Annotated in this window: 12 protein-coding genes; 6 read left to right on the top strand and 6 right to left on the bottom strand. The window is 40.5% G+C overall.

Features of this window, described 5'->3' with window-relative positions; translation table 11 throughout:
• Positions 1-29: 29 nt before the first annotated feature.
• A complete protein-coding gene (locus IQ246_RS10555; protein ID WP_194002726.1) occupies positions 30-866 on the top strand; it encodes an Rpn family recombination-promoting nuclease/putative transposase in 837 nt (278 codons plus the stop codon).
• Between the two features lie 255 nt (positions 867-1,121).
• Complete coding sequence (locus IQ246_RS10550) at positions 1,122-1,982, top strand: hypothetical protein (RefSeq protein WP_194002724.1); 861 nt, start codon at positions 1,122-1,124, stop codon at positions 1,980-1,982.
• Here the strand turns inward: IQ246_RS10550 and IQ246_RS10545 are convergent.
• From IQ246_RS10545 to menD, 3 genes are all read right to left on the bottom strand, one after another.
• Positions 1,957-3,327 (bottom strand): site-specific DNA-methyltransferase, encoded by a 1,371-nt coding sequence (locus IQ246_RS10545; protein ID WP_244141983.1) that lies wholly within the window; start codon positions 3,325-3,327, stop codon positions 1,957-1,959. The genes IQ246_RS10550 and IQ246_RS10545 overlap by 26 nt on opposite strands.
• Positions 3,284-3,511, bottom strand: coding sequence for a helix-turn-helix domain-containing protein (locus IQ246_RS10540; RefSeq protein WP_194002722.1), 228 nt, complete (start codon positions 3,509-3,511; stop codon positions 3,284-3,286). The genes IQ246_RS10545 and IQ246_RS10540 overlap by 44 nt, the downstream gene beginning before the upstream one ends.
• Before the next feature lie 267 nt (positions 3,512-3,778).
• The gene (gene menD / locus IQ246_RS10535; protein WP_194002720.1) at positions 3,779-5,521 is read right to left on the bottom strand and encodes a 2-succinyl-5-enolpyruvyl-6-hydroxy-3-cyclohexene-1-carboxylic-acid synthase; all 1,743 of its coding nucleotides are present in this window, start codon (positions 5,519-5,521) and stop codon (positions 3,779-3,781) included.
• Between the two features lie 188 nt (positions 5,522-5,709).
• Here menD and folB point away from each other — a divergent pair, with 188 nt between their 5' ends.
• From folB to IQ246_RS10520, 3 genes are all read left to right on the top strand, one after another.
• Positions 5,710-6,078 (top strand): dihydroneopterin aldolase, encoded by a 369-nt coding sequence (gene folB, locus IQ246_RS10530; protein ID WP_194002792.1) that lies wholly within the window; start codon positions 5,710-5,712, stop codon positions 6,076-6,078.
• Between the two features lie 1,031 nt (positions 6,079-7,109).
• Complete coding sequence (locus IQ246_RS10525; RefSeq protein ID WP_194002718.1) at positions 7,110-8,393, top strand: diguanylate cyclase domain-containing protein; 1,284 nt, start codon at positions 7,110-7,112, stop codon at positions 8,391-8,393.
• 390 nt (positions 8,394-8,783) lie between these two features.
• Positions 8,784-9,344 (top strand): sugar O-acetyltransferase, encoded by a 561-nt coding sequence (locus IQ246_RS10520; RefSeq protein WP_194002710.1) that lies wholly within the window; start codon positions 8,784-8,786, stop codon positions 9,342-9,344.
• 31 nt (positions 9,345-9,375) lie between these two features.
• On the opposite strand, the gene IQ246_RS10515 is transcribed toward IQ246_RS10520, so the two are convergent.
• The 3 genes from IQ246_RS10515 to IQ246_RS10505 all read right to left on the bottom strand — a co-directional run bounded on the left by IQ246_RS10515 (position 9,376) and on the right by IQ246_RS10505 (position 11,962).
• Positions 9,376-9,756: a calcium-binding protein gene (locus tag IQ246_RS10515; protein ID WP_194002708.1), complete on the bottom strand. Its 381-nt coding sequence runs from the start codon at positions 9,754-9,756 to the stop codon at positions 9,376-9,378.
• 196 nt (positions 9,757-9,952) lie between these two features.
• The gene (locus IQ246_RS10510) at positions 9,953-10,396 is read right to left on the bottom strand and encodes a Uma2 family endonuclease (protein WP_244141982.1); all 444 of its coding nucleotides are present in this window, start codon (positions 10,394-10,396) and stop codon (positions 9,953-9,955) included.
• Between the two features lie 24 nt (positions 10,397-10,420).
• Positions 10,421-11,962 carry an NAD(P)/FAD-dependent oxidoreductase gene (locus tag IQ246_RS10505; protein WP_194002707.1) on the bottom strand — a complete coding sequence of 514 codons (1,542 nt, stop codon included), beginning with the start codon at positions 11,960-11,962 and terminating at the stop codon, positions 10,421-10,423.
• An 86-nt stretch (positions 11,963-12,048) separates the two neighbouring features.
• On the opposite strand from IQ246_RS10505, the gene rbsK reads away from it, so the two are divergent.
• A complete protein-coding gene (rbsK, locus tag IQ246_RS10500) occupies positions 12,049-12,978 on the top strand; it encodes a ribokinase (RefSeq protein ID WP_194002705.1) in 930 nt (309 codons plus the stop codon).
• The last annotated feature ends 70 nt before the right edge of the window (positions 12,979-13,048 follow it).

Genomic DNA, 13,048 nt, shown 5'->3' with positions numbered 1-13,048 from the left:
GGTAATTGTCTGGGTGTTGAGGAATAAATATGCGACGTGACACTATCTTCTACAAATTATTTAAGCAATTTCCTCTTTTGCTGTTTGAATTAGTAGATGAACCACCCCCAGAAGCGGAAAACTACCAGTTTGAATCAGTTGAAGTGAAAGAAACGGCGTTTCGGATTGATGGAGTGTTTTTACCTCCCGCAAATGCAGTTACCAAAACCGTCTTTTTTGCAGAAGTGCAGTTTCAGAAGGATGATGAGCTATATCACCGCTTTTTTAGTGAATTGTTTTTGTTTCTCTACCGCCACTCTATCCGTTACGATGACTGGTTTGGGGTGTTAATCTTTGGTTCTCGCAGTCTTGAACCTACCAGCTCAATGATTCACCGCGCTTTGTTGGAAAGTGGTCAAGTCAGGCGGGTTTATCTGGATGAGTTGGGGGATTTGCGACAACAACCTTTGGGATTGGGTTTGATGTTGCTGACAAATGTTACTTCTGAAACGGAAGCAGTGGAAGGGGCGCGGTTTTTGCTGGAGCAAGCACGGCAACAATCGGAGCAAGCGATAATAGATTTGGTGACGACGATTCTTGTCTACAAGTTTTCTAACCTTAGTCGGGAGGAGATTGCAGCGATGTTGGGACTAAATCTGGAAGAACCACGGGCTATTCTGGAAGCGAAGGAAGAAGGAAAGGTCGAAGGAGAAAGAACGATCGTTTTACGACTATTAAATCGGCGTGTGGGTAATATCCCTGATGCGCTTCTGTCCCAGATTCAAGGTTTATCGGTGGAACAGTTGGAAGCTTTAGGTGATGCTTTGTTGGATTTCTCTACTCTTGCTGATTTGGAAGGGTGGTTACAAGGTCAACCAAGAGGGTAAATCTCACGCAGAGGCGCGAAGAAGAAGGGCGATCGCACTTCAGTAAAATAATCATGGCTACAAATAAAGTTTCCCGAAGTGAAGAAGTATTCGCAGACACGCAATTATATCAGAAGCGGTGGAATAAGGAGCGCGATCGCTCATCCTCCGACTGTTAAAACGACTATTTGGTGAAATTACTGAGTAATTTTCTTTATATAATCATGTAGCTTATACTTAAATAATTGTATCAATTATATTAATGGAGATTGTCATTTGATTTCATTCAGTAGCTACAAAGTAACTGCATCTAAATGGATTACCATATTTGACTCACCATTCTACCCTGATTCTTTAGATGAAGCTAAAATGCTCTACGAGAAAGTTTTGGAGCGTTTCATAGAATTGGTACACGAAGCAACAAACTCTGCAAATTTACTCGAAATTATCACAAAAGAGCCTGATCCTTTACGTATTCAACTTCTTAGAGTATTTCGGAGGTATGTATCACCAGATACTACAGTAGAAATGACCAAGAAAAAACGTGATATTCCCAATATAATTAACGACTTCAGTGAAAGATTTCGTAGCTTAGAAGAGGTTATAAGAAATTTGCAAAGTCGTCCTGTACCCGATGAAACTCTGATGGCTCTTCTTTTAGAACAGAGTAAACGGGGGCAAAAAGGCTATGACTTGACAGAAGCGTTTTTCTTATGGTTTGACAGAGTATTTGGTAAAAACTATATAATTCAGGGGCCAGTTCGTGCTGGAAAAGATGTAATGCTTGATAAGGTTTTGGATAATTGGGAAGCTCAAACTCCAGCAGATATTTTTATATCTCGATTAGATGGAACCCCATTGGTAGTCGGATTTGCTCGTTATGACTCTGATAGAGGAGGTTCTCAAGAAGATGATCGAACTGGTGGAAATCGAGATAAAGCAACTGATATTCTCAAGTATGCTGATACCTATAAAGTGGCTTTAAAAGTATTTTTTTTGAATGATGGGCCAGGATTACTACTAGGATCTATGTGGAATGATTACGCTCGTTTAGAAAGCTATGGTACTGGCAAAATAATGGTATGCACCCTGAAAATGCTTGATGATAGATTTACACAATATTGGCTTGAAAGTTGAGTTTGCTATTCCAATCATGTATTACACTATCAGAGATAAACTCTAATTCTGGTGTTTCTTCAATATACAAATTTAGACCGCTTTGTAAAACTCTATTTATACCTATTAAGCATTTTGGTTCATGTTTAGCGGAACTATTTCCGTTAATAAAGTCACCCATGACTTCTGTTCCTTTAATTAAACGCTGAACTATTGTAGCTATAGCAAGTTGTGAATTATCAATAGCTATCCATGTTCTACCTAACTCTTCAGCTATACCAGCAGTAGTACCACTTCCAGCGAATGCATCTAACACAATATCTCCCTCATTAGATGAGGCTAGAATTATTTGTTTGATCATATCTGGATTTTTTTCTGTTGGATAGCCAGTAATCTTAATATTTTGATTGTGAGCATCCTTGAAATCAAGCCAAATATCTTGGACTGAAATACCCTGACTATTATCTAAATAAACTTTTCTTCTTGGGTTTCCTGTTGGTGACCAGTAAATCTCTCCGCGTGCATCCATTTCGTCTAAAGTCTCTGGAGTATATTGCCAGTGTTTACCTGGAGGAGGTAGCATTCCTCTCCAGGGTTGACCTGTTGCACCTTTTCTTACACCTGGTGCATGAACAGGAACTTTCTTATAAACTCTTCCAGTCTCCTTTTCAAGATATTGATACTCTTTCTTTGCAGTAGTTTCAGTCCAAGGGTTAAAAGGCTGATTCCATATATAATTATCTGTCTTTGTGTAAAATAGGATGTAGTCAGAGGTGTTTCCGTACTGTTTACGTGTATAATTTTTCGGGTTACATTTTTTTCTGGTAATCAAATTGCGAAAGTTTTTAGAACCAAAAATTTCATCCATTATAATTTTGACAGCGCAAGCCATGTTGTCATCTAAATGTATATAAATAGAACCTTCATCTGATAAAATTTCTCTTAGTAAAACCAGTCGTTGACGTAAAAACTCCAAGTATTCTGCACCTTCCATTAGGTCGTAGTAAGCATGAACTCTTTGACGAGATTCAAAACTACTCCCTGTTGCATAGGGAGGGTCAATATAAATTAAACTAACTTTACCAACGACAGTATCATCGTTCAAAAACGAACTAAGAACTCTTAAATTTTCTCCATATATTAGTCTATTTTTTGGATTTTTATCTACACTTATTATCCGGTGTAACTTGGCTGCCGGAATTTTTAATATATCTTCTCTAGGAATTTTCCCTTCATATTCCAGACGAAAAGGAATTACATTTTGTTTTTTACTTTTACGACTATGTCTACTAGGTATTCCTGTTGCCATTTTAGTTAATATTTTATTCTGCTTGTTTTCTACTGTTATTTCTTTGTAGGAACTCATCTAAGTCTTTTTTTCTGATCCGCCAAATTCTTGGCCCTACTTTTGTAGCTTTAAGATTATTTGATGATATCCATCTTTGTACAGTTCTTTGGTGAACACGAAGAAGTTCAGCCACTTCAATAGTTGTCAAAAACGAAATATCTTCTTCACTATCATTATTGATATGTTCTGCATCTTGTCGCATTTGTCGCTAAATTCGCTAGAGTCGTTATTGTACTACTAATTATAATACTTTGCAAGGGTGAGCAACGCCAGCACTTGAAATGCTTATGGTAGAGTATTTTTAAATTTAATACCACAAACACTATATTTATCGTAAATAAAAGGGTTTAATACCCCAACGATTACACGTAGCATCAGTTTCATCGGGGTTTAAATCCCCGTCTGAAAATATCTAAAATGTTTGAATTTTGAATTGTTAAATGTTATTCAGCAACATCTAACGGAATAATTAAATTGTAATATCTGCGGCAAACTTCTTTAAATTTTCTTGTCGCCATTTGGCATCAATTTTGCGATTTGTCTGCAACTCTAAAACCCGAATTCCCATAGCTGGCAATGGGTTTAATCTTTGCTGTAATTGCTGCCAAGAAGTAATTAATTCGTGCTGCACATTGTAAGTAGCGCACAACTGAGCAAAATCAATATCCTGGGGTGTGCCAAAAAACTCTTCAAATGGTGGGTCAAATTTGGTAATGGGTAACATTTCAAAAATACCACCGCCATTGTTGTTGATTAATACAATTGTCAGATGTCCGATAAACTTATTGCGGATTAAAAAACCATTGGTGTCATGTAACAGAGATAAATCTCCCGTTAACATCACACTACTTTGCTGGCGATGAGCAATTCCGAAAGCGGTGGATAATGTGCCATCGATACCATTTGCGCCACGGTTAAAATGCGATCGCACCCCTAAATTATTCGGTTTCCAGAAAAATTCCACATCCCGCACAGGCATACTATTAGCGATAAATAGAGGCGTTTCTGGCGGTAAAATCTGAGCAATTAACCAAGCTGCTTTACTCTCAATGATTTCATCTATTTTCCCCATAGTCTGGTCAACAACTAACCTGACCTTAGCTTCCGCATCACCCCATTGCTGCAAATAGTCGCAGGAGAAAGATAAATTTCTCTCCTCTGTCTTGATGTTTTCTACAGACATCCGTAAATGCGTGGTTCTTCCGTGCAAAGGATCAAGGTTTTGATCGCTGGGATCAATTACCCAGCGTCGCGGTTGGGTTGCATCTATCCAGTTACGTAGTTCTTTACTCGTAGGCATTTCTCCTAACTGAATCACCATTTCAGGTGATAGCTGCTTTGCTAGTTGCTGATTTCGCAAAATCAGGTCATAGGTAGAAATTAAATAGGGGTTGAGGTCGGCATAATTTCTGACTGGGGATAGCCCCTCAGCTAGCACAGGCCATTGGAGAGTTTGGGAAAGGTGCGCGATCGCTCTACAATATTCCTGTGGTTGCGACGGTTGAGCAACCCCAGCGATGATGATACCGCGATCGCATTGTTGCCATTCTTTGGGCATGGGGCATGGGGCATAGGTCATCGGGCATGGGTTTATTATTCCTGCGAAAAAGTCTTCTGGGTGAAACTTTGATTGCAAATAACTCAAGTCAGTTCCATCAGGTACAGGTGCTAAGGGATCGCGAAAGGGAATATTCAAATGTACTGGCCCCTTTGTAGGAGTTTGCGCTCTTTCCCAGCTATGAATTACCGTTTGTCGCAGGTAAGCTAGCATTCCCATGTCAGATGAGGGTAAGGCTAACTCTGTTTGCCAATTTGGGTAGTTTCCATATAATCTCAATTGGTCTACAGTTTGCCCAGAGTGGCAATCTCGCAATTCTGGAGGTCTATCGGCGGTTAATACCAACAGTGGTACGCGACTATATGAGGCTTCAATTACTGCTGGGTAAAAGTTCGCCCCTGCTGTACCAGAGGTGCAAAGTAGTGCCACAGGGCGTCCGGTTGCTTTAGCTTGTCCCAAGGCAAAAAAGGCTGCGGAGCGTTCATCGAGGATGGAAATCGCTTCAATGTCAGGTACTTGCTGGGCAAAAGCAACTGCTAGGGGTGTGGAGCGTGAACCAGGACAAATGACGGCACAAGTTAATCCGAGGCGCTTTAGCGTCTCGGTTAAAATATAAGCCCAAAGTTGATTAACATTTCTAAAGGCGATTAGCATCAAATCCCACAGAGCGATAAGACAATTTTAAATTTTAGATTTTGTCTAGGATATTTCCATTTAAAATCCGTCTTGGAAAGTTAAGCCAGTCGCCATAACGCTGGTTTTTCAAGTCGGGGAAGTCGGAAAATTATCCTTGAGGGATGGCTACACTTTCTGCAAGATATCAAATTCGCACTCAAACTCTTATGGATTGCATTCATTTAACGGGAATTCGCTGCTATGGCTATACTGGTTACTTGCCAGAAGAACAAGTTTTAGGACAATGGTTTGAGGTCGATGTGAAATTATGGCTGGATATCTCCACCGCTGCCAAGACTGATGCGATCGAAGATACTCTAGATTACCGCAGCGTCATTAACTTGGTACAACATCTGGTAAAAACATCCAAGTTTGCTTTAGTGGAACGATTAGTAGGCACCATCGCAGATTCTATTCTCCAAGGGTGCGATCGTGTGACACAAGTCCAAGTCACTTTGAGTAAACCAGCCGCACCGATTCCAGACTTTAGCGGCAAAATTAGCATTGAATTAACTAGAGCTAAGTCCGACCTCTAAATTCACAAAGTGTACTTTGTTTCCTGAACCAGATCCACCAGCAAGCGGAGGAGAGCGGATTTATCTGGAGAATGGGAGTCTCTGACAATGATAATCTCTCCATTGCTCCATTCTGCTCCCTTTATTTTCCCCCTTGTACTGCCTCGTTCTCAAAAGCTAAAAAAAATTATGTTATTTGATGGTATATCTTTAAAGTGCATATTTTAAAATGCCAGTATTTGTGTTTATTGACCAGAAGTGATAAATAGCTTCTAAGTAACTGAGCATAAATCAACATATATGTAGCAAAGTTACTAGCCTAGATTTAAAAGCTAATGATACAAGGGTTTTTGACTGTTAATTATTGCTGTTTCTTTCTACATGCTTACTTTTTTTATGCATATTTTTATACTTAACTGCATTTTATCTAAACAGGACTTACGCAAGTTTCACAAAAATCTCAATTTTTTGTTTGTAGTGAGGACTAAAGTCCTTACTACGAACTTAAAATAATATGCCAGTTGCGTAAGTCCTGCTAAATATTGTTTTTGTAATTTAAAAGACAATACACAATAAATTTATTTAAGTGGTTTAGTAAAAAACATATCAGTATTATAGCAGTGCAAAAAATTAAATTTACTGAACAAATACAATACTTTTGTACAGATTTTGTTCATCTATGCAATGTTTTTGGTGTCATTTAATTAACATTTTTGCTCGATAGTATTTTCGGTAATTACCGCATTAAGTTGTGCTTTTTAAGAAAAAGTTAATTGCATGTTCTTAAGAATCAGACTTTAATTACTGGTAACTTTACGCCAATTTAAATTCAATGTTAATAACTTGATATTAAGTGTACATGCTAATCAGATTAACTTTGCCAAATACACAGACTATAATAGGTGAATAATATACTGTTTAATTATGAGTTCAGTATTTTTGTCCAGCAAGGAGACAGTGAATTAGAGATTAACTATTATAATAATAATGACTTTCAGATTTAGTTGATACTGACAACAGCATCTGAACCTTAGCAAACAGGTTACTGTAACATGTTCGCACGCAAAATTCTAGTTGTTGAGGATGAAAAAATCCTAGCCTCAAATATTAGAAAAAGTTTACAAAAGTTAGGTTATTCTGTTCCAGAAACCACTGATTCTGGTGAAGAAGCAATAAAAAAAGTAGCAGAGACTAATCCAAATTTAGTATTAATTGATATCTGCCTAAGTGGTGAAATTGATGGTGAGCAAACAGCGGATATTATTCAAAATCATTTCCAGGTGCCTGTATTATATCTAACAAAGCATTCAGAATATACAAGATTACATAAAAAGCGACCAAGTGAGTCTTTCAGCTACATTACTAAACCATTTCTTGAAAGAGACTTATACATTGCAGTAGAAATGGCTTTGTACAAACACCAGATTGAAAAGAGATTACAAGAAGAGAAACAGAGGCTAGTAGCAATTATCAACAGTATGGGCTGTGCGGTGGTTGTAACGTATGCCAATGGTTGCATTCAAATGATGAATCCCATAGCAGAAGATCTTACTGGTTGGAAGCAAGATGAAGCATTTGGTAAAGATTTAGTAGAAGTTGTCAGCTTAGTTAACAAAAATGGGGAAGAAGTAATTAAAAATTTAGCTACACACGCAATAGAAGCAGGTGAGGTTTTGAATTTACCGGAAAATTGTATACTGGTTGCTAAAGATGGTAGAGAAATACAGATTGGGGATAATATTGCACCCATCCGCGATCATAATGGCAACACTACTGGTGCAGTTTTAATTTTTCAAGAGATTACTAAACGTAAGCAGACAGAGGCGCAACTGCTCCGCAATGCATTTTATGATGGGTTGACAGCATTACCAAATCGTGTTTTATTTCAGGATAGGCTCAGACAAGCAATCGAGCGTAGCAAACGCAAAAGCGATTATTATTTTGCGGTTTTGTTTTTGGATTTAGATGGCTTCAAGGAGATTAATGATCGCTTTGGGCATACTATGGGTGATGATTTTTTGATTGAAATCGCCCGACGCTTGGAGTCATGCTTACGCAGTGGGGATACTGTAGCACGATTTGGCGGTGACGAGTTTACTGTTCTTTTAGAAGATATAAAAGATATTAGCGACGCTACCAATGTTGCCAAACGTATTCAAGACGCTTTAAAGATACCACTTAGCCTGAATGGACATCAAGTATCTACTACAGCCAGCATTGGTATTGCTTTGAGTTTTAATTATTATGAGGAGCCAGCAACCCTACTACGGGATGCTGATATTGCTATGTACCGAGCTAAGCAGCAAGGAAAAGCTACTTATATCATATTTAGCTGAAAAGCAAGAAGCCTCACGCCTACGCGATAGAGAGGCGTTGAGATGAATTGCCAGAGAAAATAGCAGGCATTTCAAATGGCTGAATCTCAATGAAATAGGACTTACGCATTGACAATAAATACCAAATATGGATAAAGCTGAAAAACCATATCTTTCGTAAGGGCACAGCATGGTCTATTTTTACTCGCAGGATAATTAAGAAAAGCCTGAAACAACCTATTTTAGTTAATTCACATCACGATGCATTTGTACAGTGCGTAAGTCCGATGAAAGATGAATTTTTGTTCAAGGGCACTGTTAAAAATTAGAAAGTCGCCGAAAAAATTTGCAAATCATATATACTTGCGTTTTATAGATAAATTATATTCAGTTGCACTTATAAATTCTGTCATGGAAAAAACAGAGAAACAGAAAATGCTCGCAGGCGAGTTATATCTTGCAAACGATTCGGAATTGGTTGCCGAAAATAAGCTAGCTATTCGTCTACTGCGAATGTACAATTCTACAACTGAAGAACAGCAAGAACAACGGCAGCAAATTTTGCAGGAATTATTTGGAAAAGTGGGACAACAAGCATTAATAGTGCCACCCTTTCACTGTGACTACGGCAGTAACATTTATGCTGGCAACGGATTATATATGAACTATGGCTGTGTGATTTTAGACTGCAATACAGTTCACATTGGTGAAAATGTGTTGTGCGCTCCTTATGTACAGATTTACACTGCGTATCATCCTACAGAACCAGAAATTCGGCTTTCCGGTAGAGAGTTAGCTGCCCCGATTAAAATTGGTAATAATGTTTGGATTGGCGGCAGTGCAATTATTTGTCCAGGGGTAACAATTGGTGATAACACAACCATTGGTGCTGGCAGTGTTGTTGTCAAAGATATACCTGAAAATGTCGTTGCTGCTGGCAATCCTTGCCGGATTATTCGACATTTGTCATAAAATTTAATTGCGATGCGATCGCTACTTGATCTTAGAATTTATATCCTCTAGCAAGCCAATAGTGCCAGTCTGCCAGTGCTTCTTGGGTTTCACTATCAGCATCAATAGCTGTTATTTCAGATAACTTTGCAGAGAATACATCTTCATCCTTGCCATCTGGATAAACAACTTCCACAAACATATCTTTTAAACACTCATCGTCTGGTGCCATTCCTAACACTTCGACTTGTTTCTCCTCGACAGTATTCGATTTACGTCCCTTTTTCGCCCACTTAGCCATAAAGGGCACGTTCAAAGTATCGTCGAGATAGTAATACCAACCCATCGCCCGTTCTTCTTTATCTTCGGCATCGATAATGATTTCTGTTTTAATGCGATGCTCTCGGTTTTCGTTTGGTTCAACGCTAGGCATAAAACAACGGCTTGTGTATGATGCACTTTGACATAATACATCCTTTTACCAATATCTGACGACAAGCTGTTAAGCTAACGTGCGTCCAAGTTGCACATTCACTGGCTCAGACTGTCATTAGTCCAAAGTCCAGTTACTTTTGACTAATCACAAAGGACAACCCCCATGCATGAAGAACACGTCTATACCTCTATGTCTATAAATTTTCTATATGCTGTTTTACCCAAACACGAAATGAACTAATCATTGGGATTTCCCCAACTTTAAGACTTTCGGACAGAAAGCGGGGAATTGCTCCCGCTAGGGGAAGATTTGCAAAACTAGGCGAAACATCACAGGGAATATACACATCTTCCTGTAATTGGTAAATCTGCATTACAGGTTCGTCATAACGCCAAACTTCCGGAACACCTAAAGCAAGATAAATAGGGAGTCGGTCAACAGCAGCGCTAGTGTAGTCTACCTCAATAACTAAGTCTGGTGGTGGGTCTTGCGTCAAGTCGAGATTCTGCTTGTGTCTGATTACGGGTTTATTCTGAATGTAAAAACTTGAATCTGGTTCTACTCCCCGCAGTAAGTCTGGACGCTTACAAGTAACTGAACCAGTGCTTTTCAGGTTTAGGTTAAGTTCTTCTGCCAAAGCAAAGACTAAATGTTCAAAAAATTAAATGCACTTAATATCTTCAAGCATAGCTAAATGCTTCTTCACAGGTGCAAGTGTATTTGCAGTAATCATCCCACTCGCAGCGACTGCTGGTAAACCAATGCCAGGAAATATTGAGTCTCCACAGCACATCAGCCCTGGTAGGGGTGTGTTAGGGCCAGGAAACAAACTAACTCCAGCCTTAATAGCTGGGCCATAAGAACCTCGGTGGCGACGGAGAAAGCGTTCGTGAGTTAGAGGTGTGCCGACAAGTGCGACTTCACAACGCGAGCGAATATCTGGAATAATGCGCTCTAAAGCTTGCCACATCACTTCTGCACGTAAGAGCTTTTGTTCGCCATATTCCTGGCTTTTCCTGTCCATCCCTTGCCAAAGAGCATACGGCTCATTACCAGGAGTATAAACATGAATCACATGCTTGCCTGGTGGTGCTAAGGATGGGTCGAGAATTGAAGGAATTGATATCAACACAACATTCTGAGGTGCTGTCACGCCTGCTTCCCAATTGTTGACTACGATGTAGTGACACTCCAATTTTGACTGTAATTCTTGGGCGTTAATACCCAGGTGCAGATGCATGAAGCTATCACACTCAGGTGTCGCTTGTCGTTTGATACGAAACTGTTTTGGCACTGCCTTTTCTGGCAGTAGTTTTAAAGTATCCCAAACAGATGTATTAGAAATTACTGCGCGACGCGCTCGGATTTCCTTGCCATCGCGTAGACGCACACCTACAGCTTGGTTGTCTTCTATAAGCACTTGCTCCACATGAGCGCCTAGCATTAACCGACCGCCATGTCGCTCTAATCCTTGTACTAAGGCGTCAACTAAAGCACCACTACCACCAATCGGATAGTCAAGCACTACACCTGGTCGATACCAGTCGGCAAACATAAATGCTACTTCTGCGGTACTAGTGCCGTCTGCGGGTAGCCCGGAAAGCAGAAAACAAAGCATGTTAAGCCAGTTGCGTGTAAATGGGTCTTTAACAACGCCATCCATAATCCGGCTGAAAGGGCCCGTCAGCTTGGGCACATTTGCAATGTGCTTTGCCAGAGATGGGACAAATCGGCTCACAGTTTTAGCTGCACCCAAATCAAAGCGTAATGCGGCTGATGGTATGGCAGTTGCTGCACTAGCCAGTGGTTCCATAACTCGCTGGAGTTGCTGCCATTCGGCTACAGCATCATGACCACGAAATTGCATCAGCACTTCACGAAATTGCTCGGCACCCACTGATGTATTAAAATCACCTTCTGGTAGGCAGCAACCCCAAGTATCGTAGGTGACGCACGGTAGCTGAGAGCCGATGGCGTCTAGCACTTGTCGTAGGGGGTTGGCAGAGGGACTGTAAGATAGTCCAGAGTAAAGGGATGGGCCTGAGTCCAATTTGAATCCATTGCGCTCAAAACCGTGGGCAGCACCACCAGGGATAGAATGGCTCTCGCAGACTATGACATCAAAGCCATACCGTGCCAAAAGAGCGGCACAACTTAAACCACCTATACCGCTACCAATAACAACTATCTCTGTGTTTTGCATATCCCCTATGTTGCGATCACAGAACGTGTGTTTTGCACTCTCGCCTCTTGTACTATTAGGCTGAATAATAAACAAAAATCAGCACAATGAATATTATCGTCTTCGGCAGCATCAATATAGACCTGGTAGCTACAGCACCCCGGTTGCCAGTCGCTGGCGAAACGCTGCTAGGAGAGGATTTTTTTAAAGTTCCCGGAGGTAAAGGAGCAAATCAAGCTGTAGCACTGGCGCGATTAGGAATTCCCACTTATATGGTGGGGCGTGTGGGGCCACAAAGTTTTGGTGTGGAACTTATCAAAAATTTGCAAGCATCTGGTGTACAGACTGACAATGTTTTTGTGGATAAAAATGTTACTTCTGGAGTTGCCATCATCACCGTAGATTATGCTGGTGAAAATCAAATTATTGTGATTCCTGGTGCAAATGGGCGCGTCAATCAAGAAGATGTAGAACGATTATCTCACTTATTGCCAGAAGCTACAGCACTACTTTTACAACTAGAAATTCCCATTGCTGCTGTAGTTGCAGCTGCCCAAGCGGCACGAAATGCAAGTATCAAGGTAATTCTCGACCCTGCACCTGCACAATCTGATTTACCAGCTGAACTTTACCCATTAGTGGATATTATTACACCGAATGAAGTTGAGGCTGGGCAATTGGTGGGTTTTCCTGTAGATGGGGAGGAAAGAGCAGCAGAAGCAGCTGCGGTTTTATTGCAACGGGGTGTCAGATGTGCGATCGTCAAATTGGGTGCTAAGGGGGTTTTCTGTGCCACTGCTGAGGAAAAATTCTTTGTACCCGCGTTCCAAGTTCGTACAGTTGACACAGTTGCTGCTGGTGATGCTTTTAATGGCGGTTTAGCAGCAGCACTTTTTCAACAATTTTCTTTAAGACAAGCAGTTGTTTGGGGCGCGGCGGCGGGTGCTTTAGCCGCAACCAAACCAGGCGCACAAACTTCGCTACCAGATAAGTTTACGTTTGATGCCTTTCTCAAAGAAAAGGGAGTGGGAAGATAGGAGAGTGGAAGAGTCAGGGAGTGGGGGAAATGGAGAATACCTAATGCCCAATGCCCCATGCCCCATGCCC

Source organism: aff. Roholtiella sp. LEGE 12411, assembly GCF_015206995.1.
In the GTDB taxonomy this organism is placed as follows: domain Bacteria; phylum Cyanobacteriota; class Cyanobacteriia; order Cyanobacteriales; family Nostocaceae; genus Komarekiella.
This window is presented reverse-complemented; position numbering and strand designations above follow the sequence as displayed.

Coding starts and splice junctions, on each gene's coding strand:
- menD (WP_194002720.1), bottom strand. CDS start 5,521: ATGCTAATCGCCTTTAGAAATGTTAATCAACTTTGGGCTTATATTTTA.
- IQ246_RS10515 (WP_194002708.1), bottom strand. CDS start 9,756: ATGCCTAGCGTTGAACCAAACGAAAACCGAGAGCATCGCATTAAAACA.
- IQ246_RS10555 (WP_194002726.1), top strand. CDS start 30: ATGCGACGTGACACTATCTTCTACAAATTATTTAAGCAATTTCCTCTT.
- IQ246_RS10520 (WP_194002710.1), top strand. CDS start 8,784: ATGGAAAAAACAGAGAAACAGAAAATGCTCGCAGGCGAGTTATATCTT.
- IQ246_RS10540 (WP_194002722.1), bottom strand. CDS start 3,511: ATGCGACAAGATGCAGAACATATCAATAATGATAGTGAAGAAGATATT.
- folB (WP_194002792.1), top strand. CDS start 5,710: ATGGATTGCATTCATTTAACGGGAATTCGCTGCTATGGCTATACTGGT.
- IQ246_RS10525 (WP_194002718.1), top strand. CDS start 7,110: ATGTTCGCACGCAAAATTCTAGTTGTTGAGGATGAAAAAATCCTAGCC.
- IQ246_RS10505 (WP_194002707.1), bottom strand. CDS start 11,962: ATGCAAAACACAGAGATAGTTGTTATTGGTAGCGGTATAGGTGGTTTA.
- IQ246_RS10545 (WP_244141983.1), bottom strand. CDS start 3,327: ATGAGTTCCTACAAAGAAATAACAGTAGAAAACAAGCAGAATAAAATA.
- rbsK (WP_194002705.1), top strand. CDS start 12,049: ATGAATATTATCGTCTTCGGCAGCATCAATATAGACCTGGTAGCTACA.